The organism is Pacificimonas aurantium (genome assembly GCF_020092905.1).
Taxonomy (GTDB): domain Bacteria; phylum Pseudomonadota; class Alphaproteobacteria; order Sphingomonadales; family Sphingomonadaceae; genus Pacificimonas; species Pacificimonas aurantium.
In genome coordinates, this window is the sequence record NZ_JAGSGB010000001.1 from 840,317 (window position 1) to 853,870 (window position 13,554).

The following is a 13,554-nucleotide window of genomic DNA, read 5'->3' on the forward strand; positions in this document are numbered from 1 at the left end:
CATGGAGGCCTGGGCCCTTCTCCTGATCCTTGCCGCCCTTCTTGCGATGGCGGGCGTGGCGCTGCTGCGCGCCGCATGGAGCAGGGCCGGCCGCTCGCCGGCGATGACCGCGGCGGGCTGGGCGGCGCTTGCGGCCGCCTCCGTCGCCGGAGGCCTTTCCGGCGGGGCCTGGGGTATCGCGGTGGCGAGCCTGTTCGGCATGGGCCTTGCTGGCGCCTTCCTGCTCGATGCAGCGCGGCGCGCGCCCGCCGGCAAGCCGGTGAGGCAGCCGCGTGAGGCGGGCCGAGCACGAGAACGCGCGGATCGCCGTATCCTGCACCGCTCGCTCGTCTTCCTGACTACGGGGCTGGGCGGCCTGCTCGTGTCCATCGGTCTCGGCATTGCGAGCCGCGGCCTCGCTATCCTTGGCGGATGGGAGGAGGCCGACGCGAATTCGCTGGCACTGCTGATCGTGCCGGTCGCCTGGGCGATCCTGCTTACCATTTTCCTGATGCAGGAGCGGTCCCGAGCACGGTTCGCGACAATGGGTGCCTTCGCCCTGCCGGGACTTGCGGCCTATGCGCCCATCCTGCTTGGATGGCAGGCATGAACCTGAAGCGCATCGTCAAACCCGGCCTTGCCGCCCACACGACGCTGGGCCTCGTCACGGCGGTGCTGCTCTACATCATCTGCCTGTCGGGTACCGTGCTGGTGCTTTACGAGGAGTGGCAGCGGGCCGAGCAGCCCAATGCGCCGGAGATGGCGGCGCCGAGTCCCGACGCGGTGCAGCGTGCAATCGAGACGGTGCTGGCAAGCGAGGCGGACAGTCCGCCCACGACGCATCTCTACGTCCATTTCCCAACCGAGGGTCTGCCGCGCACGACAATCACGACCGACAGTCAGGCCGTTCATGTCGATGCCGACGGTGCCGTGGCGATGCCGGAGGAAAACGCCTGGTCGGAGTTTCTTTACGCGCTTCACTACAGGCTGAACCTGCCCGCGCTCTGGGGGATTACGCTGGTCGGTGCGCTGGGAGCGGCCATGCTGGCCCTCATCATCACCGGTATCATCGCGCATCCGCGCATCTTCCGCGACGCATTCCGCCTGCGCGCCCGAGACAAGGGCGGTGTCGGGGTAACGGACTGGCACAACCGGCTTGGCGTATGGACGCTGCCCTTCGGCATTGCCATCGCGCTGACGGGCGCCGTGATCGGGCTTGCGACGGTGGCTGCCTATGGCCTCGCTGACCGTTATTACGAGGGGGACGTTGCTGCCGTCTATGCCCCGCTCTTCGGCCCGGAACGCGCGGAGGACCCGGCGCCCGCCCCCATGCCGAACGTCGCCCCGGCGCTCCGCTACATAAAGGACAACTACCCCGAACATCGGCCGACCTATATCATCGCGCACGACCCGATGACCGCCGGCCAGCATGTGCAGCTGATCGCCGCGCCGCCACGCCGTCTGATTTTCGGCGAATATTTCCTGTTCGATGCGGAGGGGGACTTCGAAGGGACGGCGGGTCTGTCCGACGGGCCGCTCGGACAGCAAACGTCCGCCTCCGTCTACAGCCTGCATTTCGGCGACTATGGCGGCCTGGCCGTGAAGCTGGCCTACATCCTGTTCGGCCTCGCGCTGACTGTCATCACCGCAACCGGTATGTCCATCTGGTTCGGGAAACGCGCGCGCCGGGGCGTCCATGAACCGCGCCTGCGGGCCGCCTGGGACGGGCTGGTCTGGGGGACGCCCGCGATGCTGGTGCTGACCTTCGTCCTGCGGGCGCTGTTCGGCAACGAGCTTTTCCTCGCCGGCTTCGCGCTGCCCTTCGCGGCGATCTTCTGGATCGGCCTTCTTGCCGTCGTCTGCGGCGCGGCCGCCTCGGCTGGCGGGGTGCGTCTGAAGGCCGGGCTGCAGGCGGCGACGCCGATCGGTCTGGTCGCGGCGTTCGTTCTCCTTCTCGTTTGACGGCGGGGCGACCCGGCCGTCCGCAGAAAAGCGCGAGTGTGATGCGGAGCCGAGCCGGGCTAGGCTCGTTCCTCCGCTGATAGGAGAGGCCCATGCTCGTCACCAAGACTCCAAGCCCCGCGCTGCGCCTGGTTACCGGCGCCCTGGGCCTTATGCCGAAGGTCTTTCCGGCGCCCGAGAAACTGAAGCCGGTGCTTGCAAAGCGCGATGCCGCGCCTGCCAAATTGCCGTCCTCGCTCTTGAAGCTGTGCACGCCCCAGGAAGTGGTCGAGGCAGGCCAGCGCGTCCTGACCCTGACCCCGCGAACCGGTGCAAGTGCCTGGCATATCGTCTATTTTCATGGCGGCGGCTTCGTTCTTCCCATGTCGCCCTTTCACTGGCGGATGATCGGGAAGCTGATCGAGAGCACGGGGGCCACGGTCACCTTGCCCTTTTACGGGCTGGCCCCGGAGTTCGACCACAGGCCAGCTCATGCGCTGGCCGAAACGGTACTGGAACGCGTCCGAGCCTCGCATGACGGACCGATTGCGCTGGCCGGTGACAGTGCGGGGGCGAACCTGGCGCTTGCCGCAACGCTGAACGAAGGCGCGGCGGGACGTGCCCTGCCGGACCGGCTGATCCTGTTCTCGCCCTGGCTGGACCTGACCATGTCGGATCCCGCGTCGGCGGAGATTGAGAGCTCGGATGTGATGCTGAGCGCCGAAGGCCTGCGCTGGTGCGGAGAAGCCTGGGCCGGCCCGGAGGATGCCGCGGGACCGCTGCTCAGCCCGCTATTTGCCGATCTTGAGGGATTGCCGCCCATGATCGTCTTTCAGGGCGACCGCGACATGTTCGTCGTTGACGCGCGAACCTTCGCGGAGAAGGTCCGCCAGGCGGGTGCCGCGCTCGACTATTTCGAATATGGCGGCGCGCCGCATGACTTCATGCTCTTTACCTTCACGAGAGAAGCGAAGGACGTGCAAAGGCGGGTGAAGGATTTTCTCGCAGGCTAGGAAGGGCTGAAACGGAAAACGGGGCTCGACATTTCCGCATGGGGAGCGGTCTGTAGAGCCCCGTCCGCGCCCGGCCTAGCTGGCCTGCGTCCAGGAGGAGTCGCCGGGCGGCGGAAGCGGCCCGCCGAGCGATTGCCTGTGGCCCCATGCGGTCATGTTGGGGAAGCTGGGGCCGATGATCCTCATGTAGGACTGCACGAAGCTAAGCCCGTTCGCGCCTGGCGCTGCGGACTCGCATGCCGAAACGTAGACGCCGCCAGAGTAACCCTCCGGGAAGATATGAAGGTTGCTGTTGAGATCCCGGGCCGTGAGGTAAAAGTCGTTCGCCTCGCTGCCGATGACCGGCTGGTTCTCGTCCCCGAATGCAGCGCCATGAGCGACGATGAAGAGATCCTCATCTTTTCCCAGATCCGGAAGCGGATCGTCGAAGACGCGGTGCCAGTCTCCAAAGGTTGCATGATTTGACTGGCTCGCTTCGCGGGCGACGTTCTCGATCATGGGATCGTCTGTACATACTGCGATAATCATAATGGTTTCCTTTCTCGTGTTCCGCCCCGGTCGCTCATGCCGTGAGGCGGGTGAAGGCAACGGCGTCGCGCGGCACCGAAAAATTGCCGAAAATCTGGCTAAGATCGGCCGCCGTTCCGGCATTTCTGAGGTCGAGCGACGACGTCATGGTGGTCACGTCGAACGTGTAGTCACTGGCGGACCCGCCCCCCGCGCTCCTGATCTCGAGACAGGTCAGCGCGGTGCCGATGGTTTCCCGAGACGACTGATCGAGGACCAGGCAGTTGAAGCTGTTGACGCTGCCAAGTGCCTGAATCCGAGACGCCACTGCGTTGGCGACGCTAGAGGCCATCCTGCCCGCGACCGGCTTCGCGCAGAGGTGGGCTACCGCCCGGGACAATCCGGCCGGCTGCAACGAATGCGAGAGGGTCTGGGAGGAAATCGATGGCGATCCCTGATCGGGCACCACCTGGACCACGCGTTGCCAGGCATCGCCGTCCAGCACCGTCGCCGGTGACGCTGTCAGCTTCGCCATGATCGCGCTGCAGATCCTATCCGCAGCGACGATCTTCGCCGTCTTCGGCGCGATCACGATGAACATGCCTGCTCGAAGCTCTACAAAGGGGGTCATAGCCCATTCCTTTCAAGACTGTGGGCAGGGAGGGGCGCGAGGCGCCCTCCCGGTACCCGGGTGGCATCAGACCTGCGGTTTGATGTCGTCCTGAGGAGTGTTCCCGCCGTTGAAGAAGTTCTGCGCCTTCTTGAACTGCTCGGTAGAGTTCGCGTTAATGAGCGACTGGAAGTTGTTGTAGTCGGCTCCGCCAGAGCGAATGCGGCGCGTCTGCACCAGGTTCGTGATCTCCGTATACGACATGTCGACGTTCACGAGCTTCGTTTCGGAACAGGACGACTTGAGATCCATGAAATATTCGTTGAACTCGATCTGTCGCAGCACGATCGCGCCATAGTCGTAATACCCGCCGGCACCGTTATCGACGAGGTAGCTCTGATAGGTACAGGTGAGCGCCTTGTAGGACTGGTCCTTCGTATGCGCGCTGAACGTGATGTTCCCCACCTGCTCGAGGAATGAGTTGAAGTCGGTCAGAAGCGAGGCGCCGTCCGTGATGATCGCTTTTGCGATCATCGACAGGAAAGTCCCGGAGACCGACGTGCCCGCGATGCTGTCGGAATATTTCTTCTGCACCGCCTTGCCGATCGAGAGAGCGGGGACGTTGCCGACGACATTGTTCCACGTGTTGATGTCGAGCTTCGCCGTGTTCACCGTCGGATAGTGGGCGGTCATATAATTGTGGATCAGGCCGCCGATTCCCAGAAGGTTGTCCTGATTATCGTTCATGATGCTGCTGTAGGCCGGATCGGTCGTCTTCTGGCCGATCAGGTGAAACTGCACGGTTCCCTGGTCGGTCGCGATGTCCGCATTCCCAGAATCGTCTGCGGCACCGCGCAGCATAAGCGGCTGAGGCCGGAAGAAGTCCTGCGCCTTGTCGTACTGCTCATCGATATGCTTCTGCTCGAAGCGCGGAATGTTTACTGCTGATGTGGTCGTCATGGTCGGCCCCGTCCTTTGTGTGGGTTTCGGTATCGGGGCGGCTTGCCGGCCTGATTTGGCCCTCTGCCGGCAGTCCGTCCCACCTGTTTTTCTACCGGGCCGTTTCAGCTCCCGCCTTTGCGGGAGTCCGGCATTCCTTTGCGGATATGCGAATTGCGGAACAGCGAAGGCGGGGCGCCATATTCCCGCCGGAACGCGGTCGAAAAATTGTTGCTGTCGTCATAGCCGACCGCGGCGCCGATCTCTGCCACCGGGAGAGCCGTGGTCTCGAGGAGTTCAGCCGCGCGCGCAAGCCGGGTTTGCCTGAGCCAGGCGATCGGAGAACAGCCAAGGGTCTGCCGAAAATGCGCGGAAAGCGAGGACCTGTTTGTGCCCAGTTCGCGTACGACTTCGCTGAGCTGGATGTCACGGTCCAGATTGCGGCGCATATAGGCGCAGCACCTTGCCACCAGCGGATCGCGTGCCTCGGGTGCGTCCGTATTGGCCGGAAAGAACAGGGTTCTGCAGCCGGCCAGCCGTATGGCAAGCTCGGCCGAGATCAGCGGCCAGACAAGATAGTCTGCATAGCCATGATCGAAGATCATGTGCCGCGAAAAGCGGCCCTCGGACACGAGGGGAAGCGCGACGGCTCCGCTGGGCGCCATTCCGGGAAGGGCAAGGCGGCCGCCGGGGCCGGCACGCGCATCGAAGATCAGAATTTCCGGCAATCCACGCCGGCCGTCATTCGCCGTTCTAAACACCAGACCTTGCAGTTCGCTCAATGCGTCTTGCAAGGCGCCAGAGACGCGCGCATCGGTTCCTATGTACCGGACCCATACCGGGTCCGGGTCGTCTTCCCGGTCGACAGTCAAGGGGGCCCCTCCCTTCACTCGCGGCGAGGGACCTTCGGGGAATTTTCCTTTCCAGCGTAGGAATTTTACCACCGATCCGGGAGTTAATTGCCGAGCGGCAGGGCTTCGTGGTGCAACGGTGGACATGTCCCCAGCTTTCGCAGGGCACAGGCCATTGACTTTCGCACGCGTGCGCCTAGGTGACTGCCGGTCCGTGCCCCGTGCGCGGACGCCCGTCCGAGACTGCAGGCGCCGGAGACCTTTCACAGGGTCAGGCCGGCTTAAAATCCGCCCGCATAGACGGAAGAGAGAATTTCCGGTCTGCCCGGCCTGACCTTTCGTCGGTGGGCGGCCCCCCTCACTCTTCCATCGGACAGTATGGATCGGTCCCTTTTCATAGGGCTGGTTCGAATATGAGCCGTTCGCGCGGACGGCGGGGGTATCGCTCCTGCCTCGTTCGCGCGGGCATGTAGGAGTGAAGCATGGATCGCGCAGAAAAACATGCGCTGGTCGATCAGCTGAAGGGCACCTTCACGGAGTCCGCCGTCGTCGTGGTTACCAAGAACCATGGCCTGACGGTGGCCGACGTCGAAGAGCTTCGTGCGAAGATGCGCGACGCCGGTGCCAGCTACAAGGTCGCGAAGAATCGTCTTGCCAAGATCGCGCTGGAAGGCACGCCCTATGAGGGCCTTGCCGATTTCCTCGTTGGTCCCACGGCCCTGGCGACATCGAGCGATCCGGTGGCTGCGGCCAAGGCGGCGAACGACTTCGCCAAGACGAACGACAAGCTCGAGATCATCGGCGGTGGCATGGATGGAAAGATCCTGTCGTCCGACGAGGTTAAGCAGCTCGCGTCGCTGCCGAGCCTCGACGAACTGCGTGCGAAGATTGTCGGCCTGGTCCAGGCCCCGGCGACCAAGATCGCGCAGATCGCAGCGGCTCCGGCCGGTCAGCTTGCCCGTGTCTTCGGCGCTTACGCCGCCAAGGAAGACGCCTGAGGCGTACCAGCGTTTTTCAAACGAACCGATTGAATTTGAAGGAATATTATCATGGCAGATCTTGAGAAGCTTGTTGAGCAGCTGTCCGAACTGACCGTCCTTGAGGCGGCCGACCTTTCGAAGATGCTCGAAGAGAAGTGGGGCGTTTCGGCCGCGGCTGCGGTTGCGGCCGCTCCGGCGGCTGGCGGCGGCGGCGATGCCGCGGCGGCCGAAGAGAAGACCGAGTTCGACGTCGTCCTGACGGGCGACGGCGGCAAGAAGATCCAGGTCATCAAGGAAGTCCGTGCGATCACGGGTCTCGGCCTGGGCGATGCCAAGGCGCTCGTCGAAGGCGCGCCGAAGCCGCTGAAGGAAGGCGTCAGCAAGGACGAGGCCGAAGAGATCAAGAAGAAGATCGAAGAGGCCGGCGGTACCGTCGAGCTCAAGTAAGCTCGAGCGACGAAACGTCCGAACGGAAGGGCGGCTTCGGTAGACCGGAGCCGCCCTTTCTTCGTTTCGGGGACATGCCGCTCTCGTGATAGGGGGGGCAGGGCTGAGTGACGACCGCGGTCCCGAACCGCGTCCCGGGAGGTACGAGGATGTTCGACTGGTTGGGAGCGCTGGCCGAGAACGGCCTATATGCGCCGCATGGCTACTGCCTGCTGTGGAAGCCGGAGCTGATCTGGACGCATGTGATTTCCGATGGCCTGATCGCGCTGGCCTATTTCTCGATACCGGTGGCGCTGATCGCCTTCATCCGCAAGCGGCAGGATCTGGAGTTCGGCTTCATCTTCTGGCTGTTCGCCCTGTTCATCATGGCCTGCGGCACGACGCATCTGATGAGCATCTGGAATCTGTGGAACAGCGACTATGGCTATGAGGCGGGAATTAAGGCGGTGACCGCCGTCGCCTCGGTTCTGACAGCGTGGATGGTCTGGCCGCTCCTGCCGCGCGCCCTGGCCATTCCCAGCCCGTCCGCCCTGAAAGAGGCGAACGACGAGCTGACCTCCAGCCTGCTGGCACGCGACACCGCACTCGAGCAGCTCCGCGAGGAAATGGCCGAACGCCGACGCGCCGAAGAGCAGTTGGTCCAGACGCAGAAGATCGAGGCGCTGGGACAGCTGACGGGCGGCATTGCGCACGACTTCAACAACCTGCTTCAGGCGATCAGTTCCAGCGTGCAACTGATCGAACGGGCGCCGGAAGATCCCGATCGCGTACTGCGCTGGTCGGCCATGGCGCGCGAGGCAACGGCCAAGGCAGAACGGCTCACGGCCCAGCTGCTCACTTTTTCGCGCGTTCGTGCGACTGCCATCGAGCCCGTCGAACTCGACCCCATGCTGGAGGGGATGCAGGACTTGCTGGAACGCTCTCTCGGGCCTTCCATCGACCTCGACATCCGCTCGGAAAGCGGTGCGGTGATCTCGATCGACCGTACACAGATCGAACTGGCGCTTCTCAACCTGGTCATCAACGCCCGCGATGCGCTGCCGGAAGGCGGCGAAATTCGCGTGACTTCGGACATCGTCGAGGTGACGGAGGGGCCGGAACTCTCGGCCGGGCATTATGCGACGGTCTCGGTGGCGGACAATGGCACGGGCATTCCGCCCGACATCCTGAGACGGGTCTTCGACCCCTTCTTCTCGACCAAGGAGGCCGGCCGGGGCACGGGGCTGGGGCTCTCCATGGTGCACAGCCTGCTGAAGCAGCATGGCGGGACCATCGAGATCGATTCCGAACCCGGACGGGGAACCGTCGCGACCATGTTGTTGCCGCTGTCCGAGGATGAAGCGCGCCCCGCCGCGAGCGTGGCAACCCCGGACGTGGCCCCGGACCTGAAGGGCCTGCGGGTGCTGGTCGTCGACGATGACCAGGCCGTGCGCGCCGGCTTGGTCGAGGCGCTGCGCATGCTGGAGGCTGAAGTGGAGTTCGCGGCCGACGGAGAGCGAGGTCTGGTCAGGCTGAAAGAGGATGAGTTCGACGTCCTCCTGTCCGACTATGCCATGCCGGGCATGAATGGTGCCGAACTCGCGCGGCTGGCCAAGGAGCTGCAGCCCGCTCTTCGTGTGGTCATGGCGACCGGCTTCGCCGACTTCGCGGAGATCGAGGAAAAGGTCGGCGACAGGATGGATGTGCTGCGCAAACCGTTCAGTCTCGCGGCGCTGGCCGCCGTGCTAGGGAGCGACCGCACCACGCACTAGCTGGGGCGCAGGAGACCCGGCCAGTTCCGGTTGAAGGTCGAGCGAAGTCTCTTCGGCGGCCCGCATGCTGATAATGACGTCGGGTGCGCGCAGGGTGAGCGCGAGCCAGCCGACGACAGCGGCATCGAGGATCATGAGAACCCAGTCGAGCCACCCAGGTGCAGCCGTGACCGCCAGAATGGCCAGCCCGTAGTGAAGCGCCATGAGCGGTGCCATGCCACCAAGGAAGTAAGCCACGTAACGCGGCAGCCGGGGCAGCATCACCCGCGCGGAGCGAAGGGGGCCGATGGCAGAATTGCCGAGCGCCCAGGCAACGAGCCAGACCGTGCAGAGCGCGCCGACGAGAAAGGACAAAATGCCCCAAACCAGGGCACCCTCGGTTCCTGCCGCGCCGAGCTTTTCCGCTATCGGCGTTCCGAAGAGGTTGTTCGCGCTGATGGCGAGCCCGGCAAGCGCGAGGGAGCCCCAGAGCAGGACCGCCTTCCGCTCTAGCCGGCGTGCGGCCGCCGGGTCATCGCCGAACGCCATGTAGCGGACGAACCAATAGCCCGGCAGGGTCAGGGCGACGATCTTTGCAAAGCCGAGCGCGAGCCGAAATGGATGCTGCTCGGCTGCGACCGCGCCGGCTTCGGACGCGTACATGCCGAGGTGGAGCTCCACGATATGCTGGGCCATCTCCACGAAGACGGGGATGAGAAAGAGGAGCGGACAATCACGGCTGAACCGCCATGCACTGCGGTAGATCGTCTTCAGGTCCTCGATCATTCCTCATCCTCCTCTTCGTAGAGCAAGAGCTCTCCGGGCTGACAGCCGAGTTCGCGGCAGAGTGCGTTCAAAGTGGAGAAGCGCACCGCCTTTGCCTTGCCCGTCTTAAGCACCGACAGGTTGGCGATGGTGATCCCCACTCGTTCCGACAGTTCCGTGAGGGTCATGCGCCGCTCGTGAAGACGGGCGTCGAGATCGATCCGGATGGCCATCAGATCGTTCCCTCCACCTCCTCGCGCAGGGCAGCACCCTGCTCGAAAATTCGTGCCAGAACGAACAGCAGCAGGACGGCCAGCCAGCCGGTGAGGCCTGGCGACCAGCCGGCATACTCGCCCGAGGAGAGGCTGAAGCGAATCGCGACGTAGCCATAATAGAGGTCGGCGACCTGCAGCAGCAGGAATAGCCAGGCCGTCGTGCGGAGGCTGCGTGCGGCCTGCGCGGTGAAAGGATCGCCGCTCCGCGCCCCGCGCAAGATCCTTAGGAGCGCCGAGAAGATGAGATGGACCGGGATCGCCATTGCCGCACCCAGACCGAAGAGCATTCTGATCGTTCGAAGATAGTCCAGTTCCTTCCCATCACCGATTTCTCCGGCGATCGCCTGAAGGGAGGGCTGGGGAGCGACGAAGCTGAGAATGAGGGCGCCGACGAGCAACGCTGCCGCAGCGATGTTGAGCAGCCTGAGAAGGTCCAGGATGCGCTGGGTCGTATTCAGCAACCGGTCTTCGCTAGCCATGGAGTCGCCTTTCGTTTCCCGATAATCGATAACAATATATCGAAAAACGACAAGCAATTTATCGAAAAACGATTAAACTAGGCTCGCTATCCGACCCGTGACGCTCCGCGGACCTCGTTCACTTCCGCACCAAGGAGGAGGACGTAGGCACTCAGGTATAGCCACATCAGCATCACGACGACCGCCCCGAGCGCGCCGTAGGTCGCGTTGTAGTTGCCGAAGCTGGCCACATAGAGGCCAAAGGCGAACGTAGCCGCCAACCACAAGATGGTGGCAAAGAGCGCCCCGGGAAACAGCCGCCGCCAGGAGGCGCCCTCCCAGTGGGGGGCGTGCCGGTAAATCAGCGCCATCGCCGCAGCGCCCAGAAGGCCGGCAGCGACCCAGAAGAGCAGCTGCACCGCGGTGTGCAGTGCCAGCGGCATCATGGGCAGCAGACTCTCGACGAAGCCGAAGACGGTAATGGCGGCGAGGGCGGCGACGATCGAGAGAATGGTTGCGCCGGTGATGAGAAGCGCCGTCAGCGTCTGCCCCAGGAAGCCCCGCGTTTCCTCGACATGATGGACGATGTTCAGGGCGATGATGATCGACTTCGCCCCTTTCGACGCGCCCCACAGGGCGGCCAGCAGCGACAGGAGGAGACCGAGCCTGGTGCGTCCCTGATCCGCGCCGGTGACGGCTTCGAGCTGGTCGGTGATGAGTTCCGCAGCCGCCGAGGGGAGGACGGTGCCGAGCGACTGGGCGTGGCGCGAGACCGTCGCGGGATCGGCGACGAGCCCATAGGCCAGCACCAGTGCCGCCAGGAGCGGGACAAAGGCAAGAAAGGCGTAGAAGGCGACGCCGGCAGCGACGAGTCCGAGATTATTGTCGGAGGCCGCGCGAACTGCCCGCCAGGTCTGCTTCGGCGACGGTAGAGAGAACATGGACATGCTCCGCCAACGCCGCCGGCGCGGGTTCGTTCAGCACCGGCGGTCGAGAGCGGTCAGCCGGTCAGGGCTGCGTAACGATTTCGGGTGCCGCCGCGAAGGGTTCGATGCCGAAGGCGGGATAAACCTCGGACGGGAAGTAGACCGTGCCATCGGAAACGACCATCCGGATACGCTTGATCTCCTTCAGATCCTGAGTGGGATCGCCGGCGACAAGGAAGAAATCGGCATATTTGCCGTCTTCGATCGAGCCCAGATCCTCCGCCTGACCGAGATATTCCGCCATTTCGAGCGTAGCGCGCGCCAGCACCTCCGCGGGCGTCATGCCGAGCCGCTCGAACAGCTCGAGCTCCCGGTGATAGGCGAAGGACCCGCCCATGTCGGTTCCCGGTACGAGAAAGATGCCGCGCTCGTGCATCATCCTTAGCGTGGAGATGATCTGGTCGAAGGCGCCGCGATAGGCCTCGTCCGTGCCTGGCTCGGACACGTCGGTCCAGCCTGTCCGCAGCTCGCGCTGCATGGACACGGGCAGATTGTCGACGATGTCGGCAAAACTGGGCGAGACGGTACCGTTACGACCGAGAAGCAGGTTCTCGTGAATCGTGATCGTCGGATCATGGGCGATGCCGCGTTCCGCCATCATCGCCAGCGTATGTTCGACCGGGGCGCTCGACAGGTCGAGGTCGGGCAGGCGGTCGAGCGCGGTCAGACGCAGCAGCGTGCGCGTATCCTCTCCCTCATCCAGCACCCAGCCGAGCATGATCTGGTTGATGTGGGTCATCTCGTCGAAGCCCGCCTCGATCATGTCGTCGGCGCGCGAGAACGCCGGAACATGACCGGCGACCTTCATGCCGAGTGCATGTGCCTCGTCCACCAGCGTCTCGGCCCATTCGCCGCGCATCGAGTTGTAGAGCTTCACCTGCTGGAAGTCGCGCGCGCCGCACCAGCGGACCATGTCGAGCGCTTCTTCAGGGGTGGAAACGGTTTCGCCGGTTCGCGAGGAAAACTCGCTCTCGCCCTCGATGAAGCAGGAGCGGGTGATGCGCGGCCCGGCAATCGTGCCCTCTGCGATACGGTCCATAAGGCCCTCGAGAATGTCATTCTCATTGCCCATGTCGCGGATCGAAGTGACGCCCGCGGCGATGTTGAGAAGAGCGCCCTCCTGCCCCGTATGGCCGTGCATTTCGTACATGCCGGGAACGAGCGTGCCGCCGGCCCCGTCGATCACGGTCTCGCCCTCAGTGACGGGACTGTTCGCGGCCTGTACGCTGGAAATGCGCCCGCGGTACACCACAACGTCATGAGCGGCCGTCAGCGCCTTCGCCTTCGGATCGAACAGCCGCACGTTGCGGATGCGAACCGGCCCCTCATAGTCGTGGGCGGTCTCGGCCTGGATTTCAACGAAGCGCTCGGTCGAGAGCTTCTCGACATAAGTCCGCAGAGCCTCGTCGGCGCTGTCCTCATAGCCTTCCCGGACAAGAATGCTGCGCGGGCTTGCGAAGGCGAACAGCTCGCCGTCGGCATCGAGCGTGACGTCGACCGGGTTCGTCGACAGGCCATTGATCTGGTAGGTCGTTGCGGTGACGGCTCCATTCGGCCCATCGAACGTCATCGTCTCGCGCTCCCGCAGAGTGGCGGTGCCGGAGGGATAGACGGCGATGCTGCGGTCCTCGTCGGCAAGCAGCGCACGCGCCAGCAAGGCGAGCGAATAGGGGCTGCCATTCTGGTCCACGTAGAAGCCGAGCGGGGCGGCTGGCGCCTGGCCCTCGCCGGTTGCATCCTGCCAGCGAGCGGTGCCCCCCTCGACGCGCAGCCACTCGTCCACTTGGTTGCCGAAGGTCGTGTTGCCCTCGATCTGCCAGCCAACCGGATAGCCCTCCGCATTGAGGTCGATGGTCTCGGCGATCGTGGGTCCGCGGCCGTTGTTCTTCACATCATAGTCGATGACGAGGCGGTCGCCCTCCCGCTCGACGATGAGATCGCCGACGTCGTCGCCCGCGGACAGCATATTGTAGTGCAGCGTCTCGGCTGCGGCGGGCGGGGCCGCCGGCAGGCCGGCCAGAATGGCGGCAAGGATGGTGAACCGGGTCACGGCGTATATTCCCCCTCTTGGAC

15 protein-coding genes are annotated in these 13,554 nt (G+C 64.2%); 6 read left to right on the forward strand and 9 right to left on the reverse strand.

Features of this window, described 5'->3' with window-relative positions; genetic code table 11:
* The first annotated feature begins 1 nt into the window (after position 1).
* The 3 genes from KCN53_RS04135 to KCN53_RS04145 all read left to right on the forward strand — a co-directional run bounded on the left by KCN53_RS04135 (position 2) and on the right by KCN53_RS04145 (position 2,933).
* Complete coding sequence (locus KCN53_RS04135; protein WP_088711313.1) at positions 2-589, forward strand: hypothetical protein; 588 nt, start codon at positions 2-4, stop codon at positions 587-589.
* Positions 586-1,941, forward strand: a complete 1,356-nt coding sequence (locus KCN53_RS04140) for a PepSY-associated TM helix domain-containing protein (protein ID WP_224199350.1) — start codon at positions 586-588, stop codon at positions 1,939-1,941. Before KCN53_RS04135 ends, KCN53_RS04140 begins: the two co-directional genes overlap by 4 nt.
* A gap of 92 nt (positions 1,942-2,033) precedes the next feature.
* The gene (locus tag KCN53_RS04145; protein ID WP_088711311.1) at positions 2,034-2,933 is read left to right on the forward strand and encodes an alpha/beta hydrolase; all 900 of its coding nucleotides are present in this window, start codon (positions 2,034-2,036) and stop codon (positions 2,931-2,933) included.
* Between the two features lie 75 nt (positions 2,934-3,008).
* Here KCN53_RS04145 and KCN53_RS04150 read toward each other — a convergent pair whose 3' ends face one another.
* The 4 genes from KCN53_RS04150 to KCN53_RS04165 all read right to left on the reverse strand — a co-directional run bounded on the left by KCN53_RS04150 (position 3,009) and on the right by KCN53_RS04165 (position 5,771).
* Positions 3,009-3,461 (reverse strand): hypothetical protein, encoded by a 453-nt coding sequence (locus tag KCN53_RS04150; RefSeq protein ID WP_088711310.1) that lies wholly within the window; start codon positions 3,459-3,461, stop codon positions 3,009-3,011.
* 34 nt (positions 3,462-3,495) lie between these two features.
* Positions 3,496-4,071: a hypothetical protein gene (locus tag KCN53_RS04155; protein WP_088711309.1), complete on the reverse strand. Its 576-nt coding sequence runs from the start codon at positions 4,069-4,071 to the stop codon at positions 3,496-3,498.
* Between the two features lie 66 nt (positions 4,072-4,137).
* Entirely contained in the window at positions 4,138-5,010 is an 873-nt protein-coding gene (locus tag KCN53_RS04160) for a hypothetical protein (protein WP_088711308.1), read from the reverse strand.
* A gap of 104 nt (positions 5,011-5,114) precedes the next feature.
* The gene (locus tag KCN53_RS04165; protein WP_172406152.1) at positions 5,115-5,771 is read right to left on the reverse strand and encodes a helix-turn-helix domain-containing protein; all 657 of its coding nucleotides are present in this window, start codon (positions 5,769-5,771) and stop codon (positions 5,115-5,117) included.
* A gap of 551 nt (positions 5,772-6,322) precedes the next feature.
* On the opposite strand from KCN53_RS04165, the gene rplJ reads away from it, so the two are divergent.
* From rplJ to KCN53_RS04180, 3 genes are all read left to right on the forward strand, one after another.
* Positions 6,323-6,838 (forward strand): 50S ribosomal protein L10, encoded by a 516-nt coding sequence (rplJ, locus tag KCN53_RS04170; protein WP_088711306.1) that lies wholly within the window; start codon positions 6,323-6,325, stop codon positions 6,836-6,838.
* A 51-nt stretch (positions 6,839-6,889) separates the two neighbouring features.
* On the forward strand, positions 6,890-7,267 hold the full coding sequence (gene rplL / locus KCN53_RS04175; RefSeq protein ID WP_088711305.1) for a 50S ribosomal protein L7/L12: 378 nt from the start codon (positions 6,890-6,892) through the stop codon (positions 7,265-7,267).
* A 107-nt stretch (positions 7,268-7,374) separates the two neighbouring features.
* On the forward strand, positions 7,375-9,018 hold the full coding sequence (locus tag KCN53_RS04180; RefSeq protein WP_224199352.1) for an ATP-binding protein: 1,644 nt from the start codon (positions 7,375-7,377) through the stop codon (positions 9,016-9,018).
* Here the strand turns inward: KCN53_RS04180 and KCN53_RS04185 are convergent.
* The 5 genes from KCN53_RS04185 to KCN53_RS04205 all read right to left on the reverse strand — a co-directional run bounded on the left by KCN53_RS04185 (position 8,992) and on the right by KCN53_RS04205 (position 13,531).
* On the reverse strand, positions 8,992-9,783 hold the full coding sequence (locus KCN53_RS04185; protein WP_088711303.1) for a hypothetical protein: 792 nt from the start codon (positions 9,781-9,783) through the stop codon (positions 8,992-8,994). The genes KCN53_RS04180 and KCN53_RS04185 overlap by 27 nt on opposite strands.
* Complete coding sequence (locus KCN53_RS04190) at positions 9,780-9,995, reverse strand: helix-turn-helix domain-containing protein (protein WP_088711302.1); 216 nt, start codon at positions 9,993-9,995, stop codon at positions 9,780-9,782. The genes KCN53_RS04185 and KCN53_RS04190 overlap by 4 nt, the downstream gene beginning before the upstream one ends.
* Positions 9,995-10,516 carry a DUF2975 domain-containing protein gene (locus tag KCN53_RS04195; RefSeq protein WP_088711301.1) on the reverse strand — a complete coding sequence of 174 codons (522 nt, stop codon included), beginning with the start codon at positions 10,514-10,516 and terminating at the stop codon, positions 9,995-9,997. The genes KCN53_RS04190 and KCN53_RS04195 overlap by 1 nt, the downstream gene beginning before the upstream one ends.
* Positions 10,517-10,602: 86 nt before the next feature.
* Positions 10,603-11,436, reverse strand: coding sequence for a YihY/virulence factor BrkB family protein (locus KCN53_RS04200; RefSeq protein ID WP_088711300.1), 834 nt, complete (start codon positions 11,434-11,436; stop codon positions 10,603-10,605).
* A 67-nt stretch (positions 11,437-11,503) separates the two neighbouring features.
* Positions 11,504-13,531, reverse strand: a complete 2,028-nt coding sequence (locus KCN53_RS04205) for an amidohydrolase family protein (protein WP_224199354.1) — start codon at positions 13,529-13,531, stop codon at positions 11,504-11,506.
* Positions 13,532-13,554: the final 23 nt, after the last annotated feature.